The organism is Thermococcus sp. 101 C5 (assembly GCF_009372125.1).
Lineage (GTDB): Archaea > Methanobacteriota_B > Thermococci > Thermococcales > Thermococcaceae > Thermococcus_A > Thermococcus_A bergensis.
In genome coordinates, this window is record NZ_WHIZ01000007.1 from 1 (window position 1) to 17,133 (window position 17,133).

Genomic DNA, 17,133 nt, shown 5'->3' on the forward strand with positions numbered 1-17,133 from the left:
TAATGTGTTATGGTCTGAAAATCCTCCTCAGAGTCAAATACTGTTTAAATAACAGGGGGTGAAACTAAACACGCCCCGCCTCCATATGAGATACTTGAAAGATTAACCTTTTCCTTAAATTTCCTCCAGTATCATCCCGAGAAGTCGCTTATCGTTCACCGCTATTATATTCAGCCTCTCCGTTGCATCCAGTCTAAACTTTATCTCCTCCCCTCTGTCGTCGGTTATAATGGCCCCGGCTTCCTTTGCAATTACATAGCCAGCCGCTATGTCTGTTGGTCTTACATAGTTCCTTATATCCACCACACCGTCGAGAGAACCCCTCGCAAGGTAGGCAAGCTCAACTGCTATAGCACCCAAAACCCTTGTCCTTCTCACTTTTTGAACGAGTCCTGCCCCTCTGCCCCGTGTATAGAAGCTTATTGAAACGGACTTCTCGTTTAGGGGCTTGATCCCTATTTTTTTCCCATTTAGGTAAGCCCCCTCCCCGGGAATTCCCTCATAGACGTTCTTTGTGATAAACTCATAGAGCATGGCGTAAGCAGGTTTTTCATTTTTGAAAACTGCAAAACTGAACCCAAAGATGGGGATGCCGTGAATAAAGTTGAAGGAACCGTCTAGAGGATCAACGACTACGGTGTATTCGCTTCCAGTATCTATGTTCCCTATCTCTTCACTTACTATGTTTACGCCGAGAGGTCTGAGGTACTCTAAAACTACATTTTCCGCTACTTTATCTACAAGTTTTGTTTTGTCGCCGCTAGGGCTAACAGCAACGAATTCTCCCGCCTTTTTTGTTCCAAAGAGGGGCATTATCTCTTTCTCAATATCTTTCGCGAGGTTGAGCGCTATCTCGTTCCATTCATACATTGCTCAGACCCCCATGAGCATTCTCAAAAGATTCCTAGTCCCCGGGGCAAAGCCAAGGATAAACATCACCATCTTTATGAAATCCATGAGCTCTTTATCGCTTTCGCTCTCCTGAAGCTCTTCCATCAGGTAAAGTGCAATCATCAGAACTGAAAACTTCAAGAGGTACATAACCGCGGCGGTTCCGGTTAAGTCTATAAGGTACCTCGGCAAGACGTGTTGCTCCCAGTAGCCGAGAAAATCAACTCCCACAAACGTTGTTGTCGCATCGTAGAAGTGGGCGTAGAAAAGGTAGGAGTTTTCTCTAACGAGCCTTATTTTTGTGGAAAGGAGATATACCACAACCAGAGCGAGCAGTGCAAATGGAATGAAGTATTTTAAGACTTCAAAGTTGAAGCGAACTTTGTCCAAATTGATGAGCAGAAGCAGGACTTCCCCTCCAACAAGACCCCATCCAAAGTACAGGAAGACCTTTCTCCAGTCTTCGAAGAGTTTATGTGTTATCAAAAGAGCGGAAAACGTTATCGCAAACACGAGAAAATATATGCCCGGTGTAACCGTGAGGTAAGTTCTGGGTATTATCGTTGCATCCGTAAGGGCTCTTCCAAAAGCCCCCAGGATCATATAGGGAATCAGGGCCCTGAAGAAGGCATTGTCATACTTTATCCCGAGCTTTTTAAGAATCTTATACACTCCAAGGGCTGCCAATCCGAGAATTACAGCGTAAGTGAGAGTGTTTACAATATTATAGCCTTCGTTGTACCTTATTGGGTCTATGAAGTACCTCTGAAAAATCTCTCCAATACCCATTTAACCACCGGAAGGAATATTCTGCGGTTGGTTAAAACTTTTTCTTCCAATTATTTTTTAAGCTCTAAGAGACAAAAATAGAAAGGGGATGATCATGCATTTAATGGAGTTGCCAAGGGAAGTTCTTCTCGGTGAAAACCTCAAGGATAAGGTTAGCCAAGTTGCCAGACGGCTCAAATTGGGTGAGAGAGCTCTAATTCTCTACGGCCCAAAAACTAAGGAAATTGCCGGAAAGGATGTGGAAAAACACCTAACGGATTCCTTTGACGTGAAGAGTTTGATTGTTAAGGAAGCCTCAATGAAGGAAGTTGAAAGAACACTCAATGTGATAAAAAACGAGGATATAAACTGGGTTATCGGCGTTGGAGGAGGAAGCATAATAGATGTAGCTAAGCTGGCCTCTTTTAAAGCTTATATCCCATTCATAAGCTTTCCTACAACTGCTTCTCACGATGGCATAGCGAGTGCAAACGCCTCAATCAAAGACCTCGGTGCAAAAACCTCAGTAAAAGCACGCCCCCCTATAGCTATTGTTGCGGATGTAGAGGTTATAAAAACCTCCCCCTACAGGTACCTCGCAGCTGGAGTCGGGGATATGATAAGCAACCTCACAGCAGTAAAAGACTGGGAGCTTGCCCATAAAATAAAGGGGGAATATTTCAGTGAATACGCTGCTTCTCTCTCCCTCATGAGCGCAAAGATGGTCATTAAAAACGCAGATATCATAAGGCTAGGCAACGAGGAAAGTGTGAGAAAGGTAATAAAGGGCCTAATATCAAGCGGCGTAGCAATGAGTATAGCCGGCTCATCAAGACCTGCAAGCGGTGCGGAACACCTATTCAGCCATGCACTGGACATGATAGCTCCAAAGCCTGCCCTTCATGGAGAGCAGTGTGGAGTGGGAACGATAATAATGGCCTATCTCCACGGCCTTAAGTGGCAGAGGATTAGGGAAACCTTAAAGAAGGTTGGAGCACCTACTAATGCATACGAATTGGGAATTGATCCGGAATACATTGTGGAAGCATTAACAATAGCACACACAATTAGGCCTGATAGGTATACGATTTTGGGCAAAGATGGCCTCACAAGAGAGGCTGCTGAGAAAGCGGCTAAAATAACAGGTGTAATATGATCATCATTCATAGGAGGTGTTAAAATGGTAATCACGCTGGTTGGAGAAAAACTCGCAAAACCCGGGGTGGAGTTCATCTATTATGGTCCAGCAGATCCATGCAAAAGCTGCAGGTTGGCAAGGGTCTGCGTAGGTAACCTTGAACCAGGAAGGAGGTACAAAGTTGTAAGGGTCAGAAACATAGAGCACTCCTGTCCTCTCCACGAGGGGAAGGTAAGGGTGGTTGAAGTAGTGGAACCGGCAATAGACGTAGCAATAGAGCCGAGAGTTGCCGTAGTTGGGTCAAAGATAAAGCTAAGCTTTGTGGACTGCAGTGACCCAGAGAAGCAAAACCTGGTTAGACCCGAGGGGCTTTTTGAAGGGGATGTTGTCAAGATTCTTGAAGTTCTTGGAGACTTTGAATGTGATGGGAAAAAATATAAGCTTGCCCGCGTTATACGGGAAAAAGAGTAACTATCTCTTCTTTTCTACTTTTGTAAAGGCTATTACCTCTTCTCCCAAGGCTTTCAATTTGTAGGCCTTCAGTTCCCCCAGGAGGAACATCTTTATGGCTTCCATGGTTGTCTCACGCCTTCTTAAAGCCTTCTGAGCATCTTCGACACTTACAGCCCTAAACCTAATCTTTCCTCCGGGCCTCGTTTGAGCAACCTTTGGAATGTCCACTCTGGCAACGACCCCTATCTTTGCGTATCCTCCAGTTGTCTGCCTGTCAGCGAGCATTATTATCGGCTTGCCGCTTTTTGGGACTTGAATCGCGCCGAGGGGAATGGCATCAGTGATTATGTCGGCACCTTTTTCCGAGTGCTCTATTGGTGGCCCCTCCAAACGGTATCCCATTCTATCAGACTCCGGAGTTACCTCGTAAGTTGAGCTTAGGAATGTTCTAATTCCTTCTTCTGTAAAGTGGTCTTCTTGTGGCCCTAAAATTACCCTAACTTCACTCTCGTTTGAATATTTTGGCACAAACGCCTCCGGAAGCTTTTTACCATCCTTCCCTGTTAAAATTGCGTAGCCCAGGCTTAGAGTATCCCCACTTTTCAGCGCTCTGCCAAAGTTTGCCCTCAAATAGGTGGAGCAGCTACCAAGAATCCGCTCACAACATATCCCTCCGGCAAATGCTATATATCCGTACATTCCGGTTTTTAGTGTTCCTATTTCTAAAACGTCCCCTCTCTTTGCCCAGTAGCTCTCCCATGGGTTTATGGGAACGCCGTTTAGCTTAACTTCCACGTCCCCACCCACGGCAAAAACGGCAGAGGAGTGGAACCTTATGGTGGGCCCTCTTAGAACGAACTCCAGCAGAGGTGCGTTATCATAATTCCCAACAAGATAATTAGTCAATCTCGCGGAAACCTCGTCCATAACCCCACTTACCGGAACGCCGAACTTTTGGTAGCCTATTCTTCCCAGATCCTGAACCGTCGTAAGCGAAGGAACGTTTACCAGCTCTATCATGCCTTTTCACCCCATTCTCGCTTATAGATCTCCCAGAACTCCTCCTCACTTATGGGCACGAACTTGACGTAATCTCCAGCCTTCACTATGCTTGGCGGATTTTTAGAAGGATCAAACGTTTTCAGCGGCGTTCTTCCGATTATCCTCCATCCTCCTGGGCTCTCAATGGCGTACCATCCGGTCTGCTTTCCGGCTATTCCAACGCTTCCAGCCGGAACTTTTAACCTCGGCTTCTCCAGCCTCGGCGTTGCTATCCTCTCATCCATGCCTCCAAGATACGCAAACCCGGGCAGGAACCCGAGCATGTAAACCCTGTAGAGTGGCTTTGAGTGGATCTCTATGACTTCTTCGACAGTTAAGCCGTTGTATTGCGCGACAAACTCTATATCCGGTCCGAATTCCCCTCCGTAGGCAACCGGTATCTCCACAATCCTCTCTTCCTCCTCCCGCGGCTCCGCGGAGAGAAAAGGCTTCAGGGCCTCGACGGCCTCTGCATATGAGGTTTTTAATGGGTTATAGTAAACGTAAACGCTCGTGTACGTCGGCACTACCTCAACAAGCCACTCCGGATTTTCTTCCTCTATGGTTCTTGCCACAGCGTGAACTTTCCTGTTAAGGTCCTCGTCTATCTCATTGCCGAAAATTATAACTACCGCAGAATCACCAGCCGGCTTAAAAGTTGGAAACATAAAAAATCACCTAATAAATTCTCTCATGGGTACAACTTTCACTCCTTCCTCCTCGAGGCGCCTTCTTATGTAGGCTGTTATCTCCACAGCCTGTGGGTTGTCCCCGTGGACGCAAATTGTGTCGGCTTTAAGCTCCACCCATTCGCCGTTAATGGCTTTAACCCCTCCATCCTTGACCATGGAAATGACGCGCTCGGCTATGAGCTCTTTGTCGTGGATAACCGCTCCCGGCTTCCTTCTTGAGACTAGGGTACCATCCGGGTTGTAAGCCCTATCGGCAAATACCTCGTGGGCAACCTTTAGTCCCATCTCTTCCGCAATTTCCAGAGGCTTTGACATCGAAAGCCCAACAAAAATAAGGTTCCTGTCGAAATCAGCTATTCCCTCTAAGATTCCTCTCGCGAGCTCTTCATCCTTAACTAGGGCGTTGTAAAGTGCCCCGTGGGGCTTAACGTGCTGAAGTTCCAGCCCTTCAGCCTTTACGAATGCATACAATGCTCCAATCTGATAGAGAACGTAGTTTCTCGCTTCTTCTCTTGTTATGTCCATATATCTCCTTCCAAAGCCGAGCAAGTCCGGATAACCCGGATGTGCTCCAACGGCAACGTTCAGCTCTTTTGCGAGCTTTACGGTCTTCCTCATTACCATTGGATCGCCAGCATGCCAGCCGCATGCAACGTTGGCTGATGTTATGTACTTCATAACTTCCTCATCAAGCCCAAGCTTGTACCTTCCAAAGCTTTCACCGAGGTCTGAGTTGAGATCCACCTTCATGAGCATACACCCATTAAACGATGATCCGATAGACCTTTAACCCTTTCCCACAATTGATTATCATGTTGATAATAGACGCCGCAATATTCATTCAAGGGGTTGATGTTGAAGGTGTCACAACTCCAAAGGTGCTTGAAGAGGTTAAAGACCCGGAATCTAAGTTATTTGTCGAAAGTCTGATTAGTGCGGGCAAGGTTAGGGTAATGGTTCCCTCAAAGGAGAGTGTAGAAGCTGTTAAAAAGAAAGCCCTTGAGACTGGGGAGCTGGGAGAACTCAGCGAAGCGGATATCGAGATACTTGCCTTAGCTTATGAGCTTAAGGGGGAGATATTTACCGACGACTACAACCTCCAGAACATCGCAACCTTCATGGGTCTAAGATTTAGAACACTGAAGCGGGGCATAAAAAAAATTATAAAATGGCGTTACGTTTGCATTGGGTGCGGGAAGAAGTTCGAAACCCAGCCCCCTGATAACCTCTGTCCTGACTGCGGAAGTAAAGTCAGGTTACTCCCCAAAAAGAAGAGAAAAAAGCGTCAGCGCTCATAGGGTTCTTCATCAATCCGCCTAAGTTCCTCATCATCCGCTGTTATGGTTTTTGCCCAAAAAGATAAAAAGGCTTCGATGGGAAAATTAACCCCTAAGAGTTGCTATTAATCTTTTTTCGTTTAGCAGAAGATTAATTGCGTCTTTAACGTCCTTAACCACTATATCGCTGGCAAGCAATGCCTCGACGCTGGCTCCTTCATCTCCTATTACGCATATGGCAAGTTCAGCATTCTCAAGCATTCTGACGTCGTTGTTGCCGTTGCCAACACCAATGTAGGGTTCATACTCAAGAGCCTTCTGAAGTTTCTCGTTACCATTATTGACTTTCTCCACTTTAATTTTCATCCCTTTGAACTCCTCTTCAAGGGTTCCAAACGTATCGGAGCTTAGAACAACTACCCTGTATTTTTCACTCAGTTTGTCTAAAAGCTCTTTTATCTCTTCACTAACCTTTCCTTCAACGCCGAGCGTTCCATTTAAGTCAAAAACAACAGTCTTTGCATTAATTCTTCCATAGTTTGGAATCTCCATTTTGTTCACCTGAGAACATTTAGCAAAAATGCTTAAAATCTTGCCCCCAATATCGAAGAGGTGAGACAGTGTGAGGATTGCATGGGGGATCAGCGGCGCCGGTCATTTGCTTCTAGAAAGCGTTGAAGTACTCGAAAAGTTAAGGGAAAGGCATGAGATTAAGATATTTCTCTCTTCAGCAGGAGAAGAAGTTGCCAGAATGTATGGTGTCCTCGAAAGAATAGGAAGCTTCCCTCTCGTTAGGGAATCCAAACAGGGGCATTCGTTTCCCTCTTGCGGTTCGTTCAACTTGGGCAAGTTTGACGTCTTTGTAATCTCCCCTGCGACTTCAAACACGGTTGCAAAGATAAGACTAGGCATAGCGGACTCTTTGCTCTCATGCTGTGCATCCCAAGCCCTGAAGAGCAGAGTCCCTCTGATGATAGTCCCGACAGATTCCAAGCCAGTGGTGGAAACCAAAGCCCCCAATGGGGAGACCTTTAAGATTTACCCGCGCAAAATTGACCTTGAACACCTAGAAGCGTTGAGAGAGGAGGGTGTACTAGTCCTTGAGCATCCTTACGATGTGGAAAAGGCCTTGGAGCAGTTTTATGGGCATAGGTAGAATTTCCGTCTTTTGTTACTCTGCATTTCCATTTCGTTAATTGTATCGTATGCTTGTCTAATCCATTTATGCCAAAGTTTAATAATGTCAAGACATCAAACATAGACGCGGTGATTGAAGGTGAAGATAGTACGCTTTGGTGTCTCGATGCCAGAGGATTTGCTGGAGAAGTTTGATGCTATCATCGAAGAAAAGGGATATGCTAACAGAAGTGAGGCTATTAGGGATTTGGTGAGGGACTTCATAGTCAGGCATGAATGGGAAGAGGGGGACAAAGAGGTCGCCGGAACCATAACAATTGTTTACAACCATGATGAGGCAGATGTCGTGAAAGAGCTCCTTGATATGCAGCATGACTATGTAAATGAAATTATCTCGAGCCTTCACGTCCATATGGACGAGCACAACTGCCTTGAGGTCATTGTCGTTAAGGGGAAAGCCAGCGTGGTAAAGAGAATAGCCGAAAGGCTGATTAGCTTAAAAGGTGTAAAGCACGGGAAGCTCGTCATGACCACCACAGGCAAAGAGCTGGTATGAAAAAACTTATAAATTCCTCTTTTATCAACACACTTGGGTGTGTGCCGGGGTAGCCTAGCTCGGTAGGGCGGCGGACTCGTAATCCGCAGGTCCCGGGTTCAAATCCCGGTCCCGGCTCCATATATTCGTTTCTACGTTGGTTGTGATAACTTTAATTATGTTTTGAGCCTATACGGGCACGGTATAGTGATGAAGTCGAACCCGATTACGGGGTTACTGAAATCTCTCTTAAAACTGACTTCAGTATACCAATTGAAGCATGGTTTGTTGGGGAAGGTGTTAGAACAATGTCTAACTAGAGAGTTTTTAGAGAAAGAAACAAAGCTCGGAAGTTATCTCCTCCGGTGCTCTTGAGGAGAATAAATTTACAAAAACTATCAACTAGTTTTTGGGGAAAGAGTTAGTTTTTTGCCAGTATTTCCAAATCGGAGCTAATTGGGGGGTTTAAAAAGTGGACTTTTAGATGGACGTCTAATTGTTTTATTAGCGTAAAATAAAATGTGTTACTTCAACTCTCAAACTTTAGCGTGATTTTTTACTTTTATATATTGTTATTGTAATTAAAATTTATTGTAACCATATCTTATAATATTATTTAGAACTATAAATAATGAAACTTTTACATAGAATAAAAATTACGTAATAAAAAAGTAATTTTTTGATAATTTTTACTAACTAATGTTGTATTAATTATTACACTTATAGTAATGCCCGTACAACGTGTGATTCACATTACCTGGGGGCTTAAAAAGCAAGAGAAATGGATAGTACTCCGCAATCATCGGGAGTAGGAATGCTCTTTGTTTGACTTTTCTTTTTTCTCCGTAATCATTTTATACATCGATTTCTTAGAGTTGTTTGGGGATTTGCAATGAAGGACGTAGATAGGATTTTAGAGGAACTGGGCGCGGATAAGTTTGTTAGGTCGGTTCATCAGTACAGAACTGGGAATTTCAAGTATCTCTTATTGATTCCAAAAAAGAGGGGGGTGCTTTTGAGAAGGTTCGCAGGGTTGCTGGGGAGATTGGGCGTAGATTAAGTGCCAGGGTTGCTGTTTGTGACCCTGCTTTGTTTGAGGATCCGGACACGAAGTTTGCTGTTGAGTTTCTATTGTACTCGGGTCTCCATCTTCACCCGGAGGGCTTTGATTTTGATGAATTGGAAAATGAGCTCTTCGACTTTGGTGAGCTGTTTGAGGAGTATGAGATGATGCCCCCTTCTGAGCTCGCTGATGTGGTGTATTTGGGTTTGATGGGAGTTGATAACGAAAGGTTGGCAGACTCCTTAGGCGTGCAGTTGGAGAATATAAGGAAGACTAAGAAGCTTTTGAAGGAGTATTTGGCATCGTATGGGTACGTGTACTAGTTTCAGCTAGAGATGCTATCCCAGTGGGGTTGTTTTTTGTTTTCGCTTTTATACGATATTCTCGTGTTCTCAAGGGGTTGCATTATAAAATGGAACTACTGAATGTTCGTTTTTGTGCAAAGATTTTGGATATAATGTGCCTTATATGACAATTATGTATAGTGGTAATAATAACAAACTTTAAAAGGATGCTGGCTGTAGTCACAAGGGTGAAAACGCGTGGGGGCTTACAATCACATAAAGACATAAAGAACCAAAACAGTCTCAAACTTGAAATAAAATATGCATGGGGTTATTCTATAAACTATCACCGATATATTAATGACGACAAGAGCATCTATGTGATAGTTGGAGAAAACGTTTCCTGGAGAAAGCTCTCCATCCTTAGCAAAGAAAGTGGGATAAAATACATACTATACCGTACTGATCTTGGAGAAATATTCTCAAACTTCGGAGGTGAATGATATGGAGGCAAAAAATGCTAATTTGTCCGAAATTGGCGCTAAATATCCTTCCCTTATACCTCTAGGGGTGGAAATACTAAAAGCCAAGGCCAAGGAAGCATGTATAACTAGAAGCAACCACCGCCCATTTATCAGAGAAAATCAGAAGACAAGAGAACTTGAGCTTGTGATTCCACTTGCCTCTCTTTCAAAGCTTGAAAAGTGCGTGTTGGAGGCAGTAGGATTCCCAAAAAGACCAGTCCGTGTCGGAGATGCTATGATCATAGCTATTGTTGTAGGTTTATCCGAGCTTGGTCAAATAGATCAAGAGTTAATGCAGATGCTCCGCACACTTTATTATACGCCGACATGTTGAATATTTGTTTGATTATTACTACCTTTGATTGTAAAGGAAAAAATTAGCAATTATGCCGGCTTATGTGGAGTCAACTTCTCCTCCTTATAGGTTCTGCGGGGTGAGTTTAGCGGAAACTCCGATTTTTACAACTTTAATTAGTAAAAAAGCAGCACTTTGTAATTATTGATGGTGGTAATTAAAGCAATATCCAGTAATTTTGTATAATACAAAACTTATGGAAATAATATATATTAAGAATCTTATCTTTATGTAATCTACGTAACATGTTCTTAAATTCGCACACGATTTCTAAGCGTAACAAATTCAGGTAAAAATTGAGAGATAATTCGTGAACACCTCTACAAAAATACTACATCTAGTAGTAAATAATCCCAAAGGGTATTTATATTACCAAATCGATATACACACTCAGGGGAAGCGGAGATGAGAGATACTCAAAAGTTTACGTGCCCATTTTGCGGGTACAAAGCAAAAAACTTGGAAGAGCTAAAGCAGCACATCCTTGAAAAACATACGCTGAACAGGGAAGATGTAAGAGGTATTAGGTTCATTCAAAAACATTAAAAGCTTCTATTCGCTTTTTGTTTTAGGGTGATAGCTATGTTCAAAATAGTTGAGAGGAAAATCGGATGGCACAAGGACTTTGACAGCTCCCATTTCCTGGCCTTGCCCTATGAGAGCAAGTGCCTTAGGATTCACGGGCATACATATAATGTTGATGTGGAAATATGGGGAGAGCTAAACGAAAACGGTATGATATTTGATTTCAACCACCTAAGCAACCTTATAAAGCTCCTCGATCATAAAATCCTTATCAGTGAAGACTGGGTGGTCGGGAGGAAGGATGGATACGTTGTTGTGGAGAAGAACGGCAAGCACCTAGAACTCCCCGAAAATGAAGTTGTAGTCCTAAACAAGCCGAACGTAACGGCAGAGTACATTGCGGAGTGGTTTGCGGAGAGGATAGCAGAAAAAGCCGGAGAAAATGTGAAGAAAATTAAGGTGAAAATCTGGGAAGACCCAAGAAGCTATGCCGAGGTTACCTTAAGGGTTTAAAGAACTTAAAACGCTGTCTTATGGGGGAGGTGATTGGAATGGGATTTTCGAAGGGTAGGGTCTTTCTGTTTAGAATACCTGAAGGGAAGGAGTTTTTGAGCGCTGTAGTTGAGTTTGCAAAAAAACACAATGTAGTGATAGGCACTATCAGTGCAATTGGGACTCTTAAAAACCCAAAAATCGGGTATTTTGAGGAGGAAAAGAAGCAGTATAAGGTGATCGAGCTCAAGGGGATATATGAACTGGTGTCTGCTCTGGGTAACATAAGCATAAAAGACGATGAGCCTTTTGCCCATGTCCATGTGAGCTTGGGCGATAAGGAGGGGAAGATGTTTGGTGGCCACTTGATTGAAGGGGAAGTATTTGTTGCTGAAGTCTACATTGAAGAGCTCCTTGGTGAGCCGTTAATAAGAAAGCCCCAGGAAAACGGGCTAGCCCTATGGGATGTTGAAGAATAGCTACTTCACCCTCTATTTCATAAAAAAGGGCGTGGACAAACGTTCCAACGGCCTCTTTCTCTTATTATTGTTCCACGTATTTAATGTTTTGTGGTGTTGGAGATGTAACATTTAGTGTTAGTGTTACCTTTAGTGTATATTTTAGCCAAGTTCTCATAGATTGGCGCTTTTTTAAGTGTTTAGGTGATCTTAATGTAACGATGAAATTTTAACTATGATTGGAAATTATGCATTCGGTATCTTGATAGTAAAGTATTTAAGGAATGAAGCATATTTACCTATCATGTCGAAGCTATTCAAAGTTAAAGCCAAATTGAAGCAAGAAGACCCTAAGGCAGGAGAAAGGATTAGGTATGTATCTCTACTTGTGCTGGCAAATGATAAAAGCAAAAGCCCTCGCGGAGGAATACTTCCTCGAAGAGGAGATTAAAAATGAGAACATAGAAATTTTAAAGATGGAAGAGATAGAATTTGAAAAAGGTAAAGTTTTGGGAGTAATCATTGGCTAACTCCCTACGAGACTATCTACTTTTGACAATATTGCCCCATTTCTGAGCATTCTTGAGGGAAGCTTTAGCATCTAATGTCCGCTTCCGAAAAACTATTTTAACCACTATAATGTAACTTGACTGGAGGTGTGAGTATGAAACCCATTATTGGAATTGTGGCTTCTTTTGACTGGGAAACCGGTGCCCTTACCATAAACGACACTTACGTTAAGAGGATTAGAGATGCTGGAGGGATACCCGTAGCAATTCCGCCGCTTCTGGGGATAACAGATGTTATCGAAGCGATAGATGGGCTTATAATTCCCGAAGGTCCCGATATTCACCCAAGATATTACGGGGAGACACTCTCTGATAAAATTGAATGGCTTGATGTACAGAGGGATGAATTTGAACTTGCCCTCATTAAAGTTGCCCTTGAGAAAGGCCTCCCCATGCTGGGAATAGGCAGAGGGGCACAGGCAATAAACGTAGCCCTCGGAGGGAGTTTGTATCAGGATGTCAGTGAAATTCCAAAGGCCATAAGACATAACTGGCTCAGGGATGGTGAATTCCTTGTGCATCCAGCGGCGAAAGTTCATGAAGTGAGAATAAAGCTGGATTCCCTGCTCTTTGAGGTACTTAAGGAGAACCTAAGCGTTGAATCGACAAGTGAGGTTTTTATAGGAGTTAACAGTTTTCACCACCAGGCCATTAAGAGGCTCGGAAGCGAAGTAAAGCCGGTAGCCTATGCGGAGGACGGAATAATTGAGGCCATTGAAGTGGAGGGAAAATTTGCGATAGGGGTTCAGTGGCTAGCGGAATATCTTGATGAGATGGAGCCTCTTTTCAGAGCCCTTGTAGAGAAAGCCCTTGAATACAAAAAGAAAAAAACTGGGCATATTAGATGAAGAACTCTCTTCAGCGAATTTCTCTGTGGAGGAACTGTAATACCAGATGAGAGCCATCGCAGCTGGGGTATGAATAGTAGCCCTCCCTGCACGAACCAAATGTTATTCCCTTTGCCTCCACCTTTTCTCTTGCCTCTTCAAGGATTTTGAGTCTCAGTTCTTTGGGTAGATAATAGTAGCCACCTATCCTCTCTCCCTTTTTGTAGAGGGGTGCGAGCTTTTTCATTAGCTCGGGGAACTTTGCCTCCATTCTCTTCCATGAATCTGGCCGGAGTTTTAGAGTTGACACCGTTATGTGGGACACAAAGCTCAGCGCATTGAGGGTTTCATCAAAGTCCTCCCATGTGTAAAATGGTATTATCGGGTCGATTCGAGCATAGACAGGAATGCCGTCTTTCTTTGCCTTTTTCAATGCTTCGATTCTTTCTCTCGGCAGGGGTGCGTTTGGCTCAAGGAGTTTTGCTTTTTCTTCATCCACGGTGGTGACCGTGATTCCGACAGCACATTTTAGAGTTTTCAGGATGTCCAGATCTCTCTCGAACAAATTGGATTTTGTCAAAATCAGGCATGGGATGTCGTATCTTTTGAACAGCTCAAGCACCTTTCGGGTTATTTTCAACTCTTTGTCTATCGTCGGATACGGGTCGGAGGAGTAGGAGAGAGCTACAATGAACCTTCTGTCGAACTTCCGGAGCTCCCTTTCTAAGGTGGGGAGAAGGTTTTCCTTTATCCTAACCTTGAAGGCTTTGGGGATGTAAGAGGTTATGTAGCAGTAAACGCAGGCATGGTCGCAACCCGTGTAGATGTTGAGGGTGTATTTAAAGGGGCATGTGCAGAGCTTGGACTTCCATGGGTCAAAGAGCCGTATATACATATACATTGCTTCGCAAAAGACATTTAAAAGCTTCTTGCCATTCTATGCTGGTGGTTTTATGAAGGGAACTGTCAAGTGGATAGGGGATTCCAAGTTTGAAGCACTTACAGAAGAGGGCGGAAAGATAGTGTTCGGAGAGAATGGCATCTTCCCGATGAAGACACTTCTCCTCAGCGTGGCTGGATGTACAGCTATAGATGTGGTGATGATACTCCAGAAGATGCGCGAGCCGATAGAAGGGCTTGAAGTAGAAATAAGCGGGGAAAGAAGGGAAGAACATCCAAAAATCTACACCAAAGTCCACATTCACTACAAAATCTATGGGAATGTAAAGGAAGAAAAAGCAAAAAGGGCTATAGAGCTCAGCCAGGAAAAGTACTGCTCTGCTTCAGCCCATCTGAAGCTCAGCGGGACTGAGGTTACTTACTCCTACGAGATTATTAAGGAAAAGGTTTAAGTCTCTTTTTCCAATTTTATCATGGTGAACCTAGATGAGGGGAGAACTAATCAGGGTTTTAAGTGCTGTCGAAGAAAAGGCTAACGAGCTTAAGATGGACGGATTTGAGCCGGATCTGGTGCTCTTTGGAAAAGAAGCCTATGAGTTTTTGAAAGAACAGGTCAACGAAGAGTTTGGAGGAGAAGATGGAATTTCTGAAATTTCCGGGCTCAAGGTTAAGATTGTTGAAGAATTTGGAAAAGACGCTGTCGTTATTGACTCAAAAGTTCTGGGCTTGGGGCTTGGAGGGGCCAAACGGGTAAAGGTTATCAAAGATTAAGGGAATAACCGCTTAGGATTAACAGGCTGAGTGAGATCGCCATTATATCCGCTAGGCTTCCGGGGTTCCTTAGGTCTTTCTTTTCCCTTAAGAATTCATCAAACTCTTCAAGAGTGAGCTTTCCGGCAAGGACTTCTCTTGCTTTCTTTTGGACGAGTTCTGCCTCCTCCTGCCCGGCTTTTCTTATGATTAAGGTGTCTATGTTGTTGGAGAGAAGCTCAAGAAACACCCTAACTGTGGCTTCTTCAAGCGAAAGAGTTGAGGTCAGCTTTTTGAACCGGTAAAAGGTTGAGTAGCTGAGCCTGTAGCCGGTGAGCCATTCCCTGAAAATCAGCTCCCTCTCACTTGAAATCTCCGCAAGTTTTTTGAGATTTATTTCATCCCTGAGGAGCTCCTCAAAGGAAGCATCGTCATAGACGTCGTATTTTACACCAGTCTTAATTCCCTTTGGGTTTGCCGTCCTTATTGCTTTGTAAAACTCTATGCTGTCTTGGGGAGAGGAGCAGGCAATAAGCTTCTTAACCTCTTCTCTTGCATCAATGCTCCCTGCCCATGTTATTGCAGTTATGAGGGGGATTTCGAGGGTGATTATTCCAAAATTAGGGTTTGAGTTTTGGGCTTTTCTGGAGTTTTCGACGGCTTTTCTTATCAGCGCTCCTATCCCGGCATCTGCTGGAGAAATCTTTCCCTTTCTAATAAATTCCCCCTTTTCTGCGGCTTCAAAAAGAACATCTATAACGGCGGTATGCGCAAAAAGAAAATGGTACAGAGTAAGGTCTTCAAAGTCTCTATACCTGTTTACGTTGCCCGGCTTGGGTACTGCAACTTCGAGCAGAGAGCCAAGGGTAAAAGCCTTGACCACTCCCCACTTGTCCATAGCCATCATTCCACGACTATTTTTCCAATGAAGTTTTTGACTATCAGTTTTAATGTTTTCTCCCCTGTTTCAAAGTCCTTGTTTATGGTGGTTGAAGTCAGAGAGCCTTCAATCATGGGGACAACATTAACGTCGTCTGGAATAGAGATGTTAATCTCTCCGCTTCCCCGGTAGACTTCAATTTGAGAGCAGTATTCCTCGTCTTCTGGGCATCTTTCCAGCTCCACTTCCATGTCCCCGATGAAGTTTCTTGCAACAAGTGAGCTGAATGTCCCTGAGATAGTGATATCACCAACGACGTTGTCGAAGGTAAGCAAAGAAGTGCCTAGATCAATATTGATGTCACCAATTGTGTTCCTTAAGGCTAAAGACTTTACGGCGTTATCTCCGACTCTTATCAAGAGTCTTCCGTTTTTGTAGTCCTCACAATCGAGACATGAGATTACCAAGGTTTCGCCTTCTTCTATCTTCACCGGCAGGTTGCTGAGGACTTCTATCCCATCTGTTCCCTGCTCTACCGTTATTTCTGCGGCAATGTTCTCGATTAGTATCTCCGAGGAGTTAAATTTTCCGAGTGTAGTTATTTCTCCGGCATCCCTGGAGGAAAATCTCCATGAATAATATGCACCAGGGGTTACGAGGAATAATGCCAGATACAGAACAAAGGCCAGTGCCAAGGATGTTCTTACCGTTTTGTTCTTGACTAGTACATAAAGCCCTGCAACAATAAGTACTACTCCCCAGAACGCCCTTTTGATGTAGGGGGCATATGGAAGAAGATAGTCGTACACCTCTGGTCTGATGCTTTTTAAAAGGATTAACAGGCCCAAAAAAGCCAAAAATAATCCAAAAAATTTCTTCATTTTCATCCCCTCGCTATTAAGTATAGACCCAAAACGAGAAGGAGAAGTGCAACAACTTCCCTGAGGCCTAAAAACGGAATTTCGATGACTTCCTTTAGGAGCACCACTGCGCCTAAAAGGACAAGGGCAATCCCAAAAAGTTTGGTGTCGTCCCTCTCCTTTATTTTCGGGGCTTTTTTAGTTAGTTCTTCAACTTTTTCTCCGGCTTCTTCAGCTAACTTTTCGACTTTTTCTGGAATTTTCTCTGCAGTTACTGCCTCTCGCTCTTCTTCGGGCATTACAATGGCCATCAAGAAATACGCCAGAATGAAGACCGGCTCAATCAGGCAGAGGAGTATAAACAGAACCCTGATTATCGTCGGGTCAAGCTCCAAGTATTCTGCGATGCCCCCGAGCACTCCCAAAAATACTCTATTCTTCTTGCTCCTCTTGAGTCGTTTCTCCAACTGGTTCACCCCCTTCTTCTGGCTCTAATGGCATTACAAGTGCCAAAAGAAGATACAGTAACACTGCAGTTCCAAAGCTGGCTAAAAGCAGTATTATGAATATTATTCTCACAATTGTTGGGTCGACATCAAAATACTCGGCAAGTCCTCCACAAACTCCAAATACTATCCTGTTTTTTCTGCTTCTATAAAGTTTCTTTCCCATATTTTCTCACCTCTAGTAATGTATCCACTCTCATAGTATATC

26 protein-coding genes and 1 tRNA gene are annotated in these 17,133 nt (G+C 43.7%); 16 read left to right on the forward strand and 11 right to left on the reverse strand.

Features of this window, described 5'->3' with window-relative positions; translation table 11 throughout:
- Positions 1-114: 114 nt before the first annotated feature.
- On the reverse strand, positions 115-870 hold the full coding sequence (locus GBV73_RS01730) for a bifunctional fructose-bisphosphatase/inositol-phosphate phosphatase (RefSeq protein WP_042701554.1): 756 nt from the start codon (positions 868-870) through the stop codon (positions 115-117).
- 3 nt (positions 871-873) lie between these two features.
- Positions 874-1,680: a DUF63 family protein gene (locus GBV73_RS01735; protein ID WP_152878860.1), complete on the reverse strand. Its 807-nt coding sequence runs from the start codon at positions 1,678-1,680 to the stop codon at positions 874-876.
- A gap of 94 nt (positions 1,681-1,774) precedes the next feature.
- Here GBV73_RS01735 and GBV73_RS01740 point away from each other — a divergent pair, with 94 nt between their 5' ends.
- Together GBV73_RS01740 and GBV73_RS01745 are read left to right on the forward strand one after the other, a co-directional pair.
- Positions 1,775-2,815, forward strand: coding sequence for an NAD(P)-dependent glycerol-1-phosphate dehydrogenase (locus tag GBV73_RS01740; protein WP_152878861.1), 1,041 nt, complete (start codon positions 1,775-1,777; stop codon positions 2,813-2,815).
- 24 nt (positions 2,816-2,839) lie between these two features.
- Positions 2,840-3,268, forward strand: coding sequence for a UPF0179 family protein (locus tag GBV73_RS01745; RefSeq protein ID WP_042701547.1), 429 nt, complete (start codon positions 2,840-2,842; stop codon positions 3,266-3,268).
- On the opposite strand, the gene GBV73_RS01750 is transcribed toward GBV73_RS01745, so the two are convergent.
- From GBV73_RS01750 to GBV73_RS01760, 3 genes are read right to left on the reverse strand one after another with little or no spacing between them, the layout of a single operon-like run.
- Positions 3,269-4,270, reverse strand: coding sequence for a biotin-dependent carboxyltransferase family protein (locus GBV73_RS01750; RefSeq protein ID WP_152878862.1), 1,002 nt, complete (start codon positions 4,268-4,270; stop codon positions 3,269-3,271).
- Complete coding sequence (pxpB, locus tag GBV73_RS01755) at positions 4,267-4,959, reverse strand: 5-oxoprolinase subunit PxpB (RefSeq protein WP_152878863.1); 693 nt, start codon at positions 4,957-4,959, stop codon at positions 4,267-4,269. Before pxpB ends, GBV73_RS01750 begins: the two co-directional genes overlap by 4 nt.
- A 6-nt stretch (positions 4,960-4,965) precedes the next feature.
- Positions 4,966-5,733 carry a LamB/YcsF family protein gene (locus GBV73_RS01760; RefSeq protein ID WP_152878864.1) on the reverse strand — a complete coding sequence of 256 codons (768 nt, stop codon included), beginning with the start codon at positions 5,731-5,733 and terminating at the stop codon, positions 4,966-4,968.
- A 62-nt stretch (positions 5,734-5,795) separates the two neighbouring features.
- On the opposite strand from GBV73_RS01760, the gene GBV73_RS01765 reads away from it, so the two are divergent.
- Entirely contained in the window at positions 5,796-6,281 is a 486-nt protein-coding gene (locus tag GBV73_RS01765) for a type II toxin-antitoxin system VapC family toxin (protein ID WP_042701537.1), read from the forward strand.
- A gap of 84 nt (positions 6,282-6,365) precedes the next feature.
- Here GBV73_RS01765 and GBV73_RS01770 read toward each other — a convergent pair whose 3' ends face one another.
- Complete coding sequence (locus tag GBV73_RS01770) at positions 6,366-6,812, reverse strand: HAD family hydrolase (RefSeq protein WP_042701534.1); 447 nt, start codon at positions 6,810-6,812, stop codon at positions 6,366-6,368.
- Between the two features lie 70 nt (positions 6,813-6,882).
- On the opposite strand from GBV73_RS01770, the gene GBV73_RS01775 reads away from it, so the two are divergent.
- From GBV73_RS01775 to GBV73_RS01815, 11 genes are all read left to right on the forward strand, one after another.
- A complete protein-coding gene (locus GBV73_RS01775; protein WP_042701531.1) occupies positions 6,883-7,416 on the forward strand; it encodes a flavoprotein in 534 nt (177 codons plus the stop codon).
- A 120-nt stretch (positions 7,417-7,536) separates the two neighbouring features.
- Entirely contained in the window at positions 7,537-7,953 is a 417-nt protein-coding gene (gene nikR / locus GBV73_RS01780; RefSeq protein WP_042701528.1) for a nickel-responsive transcriptional regulator NikR, read from the forward strand.
- A 43-nt stretch (positions 7,954-7,996) separates the two neighbouring features.
- Positions 7,997-8,073: transfer RNA gene (locus GBV73_RS01785), tRNA-Thr, on the forward strand.
- A 751-nt stretch (positions 8,074-8,824) separates the two neighbouring features.
- Positions 8,825-8,992 (forward strand): hypothetical protein, encoded by a 168-nt coding sequence (locus GBV73_RS11100; RefSeq protein ID WP_156882186.1) that lies wholly within the window; start codon positions 8,825-8,827, stop codon positions 8,990-8,992.
- 29 nt (positions 8,993-9,021) lie between these two features.
- Complete coding sequence (locus tag GBV73_RS01790) at positions 9,022-9,318, forward strand: hypothetical protein (RefSeq protein WP_042701524.1); 297 nt, start codon at positions 9,022-9,024, stop codon at positions 9,316-9,318.
- Between the two features lie 188 nt (positions 9,319-9,506).
- A complete protein-coding gene (locus GBV73_RS01795; protein ID WP_152878865.1) occupies positions 9,507-9,782 on the forward strand; it encodes a hypothetical protein in 276 nt (91 codons plus the stop codon).
- Position 9,783: 1 nt separating this feature from the next.
- Positions 9,784-10,137, forward strand: a complete 354-nt coding sequence (locus GBV73_RS01800; RefSeq protein WP_152878866.1) for a hypothetical protein — start codon at positions 9,784-9,786, stop codon at positions 10,135-10,137.
- A 603-nt stretch (positions 10,138-10,740) separates the two neighbouring features.
- Complete coding sequence (locus GBV73_RS01805; protein WP_152878897.1) at positions 10,741-11,196, forward strand: 6-carboxytetrahydropterin synthase; 456 nt, start codon at positions 10,741-10,743, stop codon at positions 11,194-11,196.
- 38 nt (positions 11,197-11,234) lie between these two features.
- Positions 11,235-11,654 (forward strand): PPC domain-containing DNA-binding protein, encoded by a 420-nt coding sequence (locus GBV73_RS01810; RefSeq protein WP_152878867.1) that lies wholly within the window; start codon positions 11,235-11,237, stop codon positions 11,652-11,654.
- A gap of 353 nt (positions 11,655-12,007) precedes the next feature.
- The gene (locus GBV73_RS11105) at positions 12,008-12,163 is read left to right on the forward strand and encodes a hypothetical protein (protein ID WP_172967185.1); all 156 of its coding nucleotides are present in this window, start codon (positions 12,008-12,010) and stop codon (positions 12,161-12,163) included.
- Between the two features lie 134 nt (positions 12,164-12,297).
- Positions 12,298-13,050: a gamma-glutamyl-gamma-aminobutyrate hydrolase family protein gene (locus GBV73_RS01815; RefSeq protein ID WP_152878868.1), complete on the forward strand. Its 753-nt coding sequence runs from the start codon at positions 12,298-12,300 to the stop codon at positions 13,048-13,050.
- A 10-nt stretch (positions 13,051-13,060) separates the two neighbouring features.
- On the opposite strand, the gene GBV73_RS01820 is transcribed toward GBV73_RS01815, so the two are convergent.
- Positions 13,061-13,924 carry a radical SAM protein gene (locus GBV73_RS01820; protein WP_152878869.1) on the reverse strand — a complete coding sequence of 288 codons (864 nt, stop codon included), beginning with the start codon at positions 13,922-13,924 and terminating at the stop codon, positions 13,061-13,063.
- Between the two features lie 58 nt (positions 13,925-13,982).
- Between GBV73_RS01820 and GBV73_RS01825 the strand changes: the two genes are divergently transcribed.
- On the forward strand, positions 13,983-14,381 hold the full coding sequence (locus GBV73_RS01825) for an OsmC family protein (RefSeq protein ID WP_152878870.1): 399 nt from the start codon (positions 13,983-13,985) through the stop codon (positions 14,379-14,381).
- A 34-nt stretch (positions 14,382-14,415) separates the two neighbouring features.
- On the forward strand, positions 14,416-14,700 hold the full coding sequence (locus GBV73_RS01830) for a family 4A encapsulin nanocompartment shell protein (RefSeq protein ID WP_152878871.1): 285 nt from the start codon (positions 14,416-14,418) through the stop codon (positions 14,698-14,700).
- On the opposite strand, the gene GBV73_RS01835 is transcribed toward GBV73_RS01830, so the two are convergent.
- Genes GBV73_RS01835 through GBV73_RS01850 form a run of 4 tightly spaced genes read right to left on the reverse strand, consistent with a single transcriptional unit; the run spans position 14,690 to position 17,091 of the window.
- Complete coding sequence (locus GBV73_RS01835; protein WP_172967187.1) at positions 14,690-15,577, reverse strand: triphosphoribosyl-dephospho-CoA synthase; 888 nt, start codon at positions 15,575-15,577, stop codon at positions 14,690-14,692. The genes GBV73_RS01830 and GBV73_RS01835 overlap by 11 nt on opposite strands.
- A 5-nt stretch (positions 15,578-15,582) precedes the next feature.
- Positions 15,583-16,440, reverse strand: coding sequence for a hypothetical protein (locus GBV73_RS01840; RefSeq protein WP_152878872.1), 858 nt, complete (start codon positions 16,438-16,440; stop codon positions 15,583-15,585).
- A 2-nt stretch (positions 16,441-16,442) separates the two neighbouring features.
- The gene (locus GBV73_RS01845) at positions 16,443-16,895 is read right to left on the reverse strand and encodes a PspC domain-containing protein (protein WP_225806836.1); all 453 of its coding nucleotides are present in this window, start codon (positions 16,893-16,895) and stop codon (positions 16,443-16,445) included.
- The gene (locus GBV73_RS01850) at positions 16,852-17,091 is read right to left on the reverse strand and encodes a PspC domain-containing protein (protein WP_152878874.1); all 240 of its coding nucleotides are present in this window, start codon (positions 17,089-17,091) and stop codon (positions 16,852-16,854) included. Before GBV73_RS01850 ends, GBV73_RS01845 begins: the two co-directional genes overlap by 44 nt.
- Positions 17,092-17,133: the final 42 nt, after the last annotated feature.

Bases quoted from the DNA above. Each gene is read 5' to 3' on its own strand.
- GBV73_RS01740 (WP_152878861.1), top strand. From the start codon at position 1,775: ATGCATTTAATGGAGTTGCCAAGGGAAGTTCTTCTCGGTGAAAACCTC.
- GBV73_RS01835 (WP_172967187.1), bottom strand. From the start codon at position 15,577: ATGGACAAGTGGGGAGTGGTCAAGGCTTTTACCCTTGGCTCTCTGCTC.
- GBV73_RS01745 (WP_042701547.1), top strand. From the start codon at position 2,840: ATGGTAATCACGCTGGTTGGAGAAAAACTCGCAAAACCCGGGGTGGAG.
- GBV73_RS01805 (WP_152878897.1), top strand. From the start codon at position 10,741: ATGTTCAAAATAGTTGAGAGGAAAATCGGATGGCACAAGGACTTTGAC.
- GBV73_RS01810 (WP_152878867.1), top strand. From the start codon at position 11,235: ATGGGATTTTCGAAGGGTAGGGTCTTTCTGTTTAGAATACCTGAAGGG.
- GBV73_RS01765 (WP_042701537.1), top strand. From the start codon at position 5,796: ATGTTGATAATAGACGCCGCAATATTCATTCAAGGGGTTGATGTTGAA.
- GBV73_RS01800 (WP_152878866.1), top strand. From the start codon at position 9,784: ATGGAGGCAAAAAATGCTAATTTGTCCGAAATTGGCGCTAAATATCCT.
- GBV73_RS01825 (WP_152878870.1), top strand. From the start codon at position 13,983: ATGAAGGGAACTGTCAAGTGGATAGGGGATTCCAAGTTTGAAGCACTT.
- GBV73_RS11105 (WP_172967185.1), top strand. From the start codon at position 12,008: ATGTATCTCTACTTGTGCTGGCAAATGATAAAAGCAAAAGCCCTCGCG.
- GBV73_RS01830 (WP_152878871.1), top strand. From the start codon at position 14,416: ATGAGGGGAGAACTAATCAGGGTTTTAAGTGCTGTCGAAGAAAAGGCT.
- GBV73_RS01815 (WP_152878868.1), top strand. From the start codon at position 12,298: ATGAAACCCATTATTGGAATTGTGGCTTCTTTTGACTGGGAAACCGGT.
- GBV73_RS01730 (WP_042701554.1), bottom strand. From the start codon at position 870: ATGTATGAATGGAACGAGATAGCGCTCAACCTCGCGAAAGATATTGAG.
- GBV73_RS01760 (WP_152878864.1), bottom strand. From the start codon at position 5,733: ATGAAGGTGGATCTCAACTCAGACCTCGGTGAAAGCTTTGGAAGGTAC.
- GBV73_RS01735 (WP_152878860.1), bottom strand. From the start codon at position 1,680: ATGGGTATTGGAGAGATTTTTCAGAGGTACTTCATAGACCCAATAAGG.
- GBV73_RS11100 (WP_156882186.1), top strand. From the start codon at position 8,825: ATGAAGGACGTAGATAGGATTTTAGAGGAACTGGGCGCGGATAAGTTT.
- GBV73_RS01820 (WP_152878869.1), bottom strand. From the start codon at position 13,924: ATGTATATACGGCTCTTTGACCCATGGAAGTCCAAGCTCTGCACATGC.
- GBV73_RS01770 (WP_042701534.1), bottom strand. From the start codon at position 6,812: ATGGAGATTCCAAACTATGGAAGAATTAATGCAAAGACTGTTGTTTTT.
- GBV73_RS01795 (WP_152878865.1), top strand. From the start codon at position 9,507: ATGCTGGCTGTAGTCACAAGGGTGAAAACGCGTGGGGGCTTACAATCA.
- GBV73_RS01840 (WP_152878872.1), bottom strand. From the start codon at position 16,440: ATGAAGAAATTTTTTGGATTATTTTTGGCTTTTTTGGGCCTGTTAATC.
- GBV73_RS01750 (WP_152878862.1), bottom strand. From the start codon at position 4,270: ATGATAGAGCTGGTAAACGTTCCTTCGCTTACGACGGTTCAGGATCTG.
- GBV73_RS01850 (WP_152878874.1), bottom strand. From the start codon at position 17,091: ATGGGAAAGAAACTTTATAGAAGCAGAAAAAACAGGATAGTATTTGGA.
- pxpB (WP_152878863.1), bottom strand. From the start codon at position 4,959: ATGTTTCCAACTTTTAAGCCGGCTGGTGATTCTGCGGTAGTTATAATT.